The 1878-nt window shown below is 35.5% G+C and carries 3 protein-coding genes; 1 reads left to right on the top strand and 2 read right to left on the bottom strand.

The features are described from left to right. Window positions 1-458: Sir2 family NAD-dependent protein deacetylase (locus Q0296_RS00145; RefSeq protein ID WP_298035578.1), on the bottom strand; the 458-nt coding region annotated here is incomplete at its 3' end. 104 nt (window positions 459-562) lie between these two features. Between Q0296_RS00145 and Q0296_RS00140 the strand changes: the two genes are divergently transcribed. Next, entirely contained in the window at window positions 563-1462 is a 900-nt protein-coding gene (locus Q0296_RS00140; protein ID WP_298035577.1) for a hypothetical protein, read from the top strand. Window positions 1463-1483: 21 nt separating this feature from the next. Here Q0296_RS00140 and Q0296_RS00135 read toward each other — a convergent pair. Beyond that, window positions 1484-1878 (bottom strand): agmatine deiminase family protein (locus Q0296_RS00135; RefSeq protein ID WP_298035576.1); only part of this gene is annotated, 395 nt, incomplete at its 5' end.

The following is a 1878-nucleotide window of genomic DNA, read 5'->3' as shown; positions in this document are numbered from 1 at the left end:
GGGCTCGGAGATGTGTATAAGAGACAGCCATCACGCTTGTGGATGCACTGAGAGTAGTGGATAGAGCCGTGGCACTCGTAAATTTTCTCTTCGCTAAAGCCAGCTTTTTGAAAGTGGCCATCGACGTTTGATGTGTAGACGAAGTAGTTGTCGTTTTTGCTTTTTACAAGATCTAAAAGCAGCCCAAAGCCCTCGTGAGGCTCCGTGTTTTTGTATAAATTTAGCCTATGTCCGTAAAATGCCCATGCCAGCTTTGGATCGTCTAAAAACCACTGCGGATTTGCCATATCTTCAAAGCTTAAATTTTTATCTTTTAGTAGCGGATATGCCTTCCAAAAGCCAAGATCGCCTCTAAAATCAGGCAAACCACTATCCACACCCATGCCAGCACCTGCTGTGATGATGACCGCATCAGCCTCCGAGATGATCTTTTTGATCCTATCTATTTTCTCTTGCATTTTGATCCTTTCGTAAGAAATTTTGGTAATTGTAATAAACCAATAAGACAATTTTTTGTCCGTTATCTTTTGGTAAAATAGTGAAAATCTTATAGGAGAGGAAGATGGCGCAAAATGATATAAAAAGAGAGGCTTGGAAAGAAATTTCTCTTGCAACGAGAGCCCAAATTTTACTTAACTACAATAATTTGGATTTTTTCAAAGGCAATTTTAAGCCTGTCGACATTTATCAAGAAAACAACAAAAAGAATTTAGATTGGTTTTATGTTGAGAGCGAACATGCTTTAGTAAAAAGCGCTGAAAAAACTAAAGACGGCAAGTATAATTTTTCATTTCCTATTGAAAAAGAACAGGATATGGCAAAGATGGATGTTAAAAGTATTTTTGGCGGAGTAGAGAAAATAGGCAAGATCATCTTTGGATGTTTTGATATAGAAAATTCAAAATTTTACAGATTAGAAAAAACTTTTTATGATATATGCAAAAATGTAAAAAATAGCAAATATACATTAACGGAAGATGACTTGAAATCCGAAAAACCATTAGGGGTGGAAGAAGATTTTTTTAATAGCTGGAAAGCTCTATCAAAAGCTGAAAAAGTTGTAAAAAATAGCAAAAATACAAGGCTAGAAGGATTTGAGGGAATGGCAATTTTTTTTAATTGGTATAACAATCAAGAGAAAAAATGCTGCTATTGCGGAGTTGAAGAAGCTGATTTAAAAGAATACTTTAAAAGTGAAAATACGCAATATGAAAAAGCTAGACCAAGAGGAAAATTTTTAGAAGTTGAACGAGTGATAACAGCGCCAAAAAGTGAAAATAAATATTCAAAAGATAATTGCCGTTTGGCTTGCTACATTTGCAATAATGCAAAAAGTGATTTTTTGTCGGCTGAGAGTTTTGAACCTATTGCCAGAGGTATAAACAAATTTTGGAATAACTATCTAAACAAAAATGTAGAATTTCCAGAAGATTTTGAATATTGGAGCAAAAATAAAAAATAGCTTTATAAATGGCGGGTAGCTCTACCGCCCAAATTTCTCCGACGTTATGCAGTGTAGAGCACCGCCAAGCTCTATGATCTCGCTTAAATTTATCGCCTCTACTTTATAGCCACTATAAATTTTCTTGATCTGTTGCAGCGCAACATCGTCATCATCTATGCCGTATATTGGAACTATTAAAATATCCTTAATCTTAATAAAATTTAAGTAAGCGCCCCAGTCTCTCTTTTTAGTGAAAAATCCATCTTTATACTTCATAAATTTCACATCCAAACCACTCTTTTTAAGGGCTTTTATAAGCCTATCATTAAAGCTTTTGCTCTCGTTTGAAAAATCATTGACAAGCACGCTGTTTTCATCTATCCATCTCACCATGCCGTCGCCGTGCCCTAGCATATCGTATGGCTGCCTTGGTA

Origin of the sequence: uncultured Campylobacter sp. (assembly GCF_937890585.1) — a bacterium.
GTDB lineage: Bacteria > Campylobacterota > Campylobacteria > Campylobacterales > Campylobacteraceae > Campylobacter_A.
The sequence above is the reverse complement of the archived record's forward strand: the minus strand, read 5'-3'. Positions and strand labels throughout refer to the sequence as shown.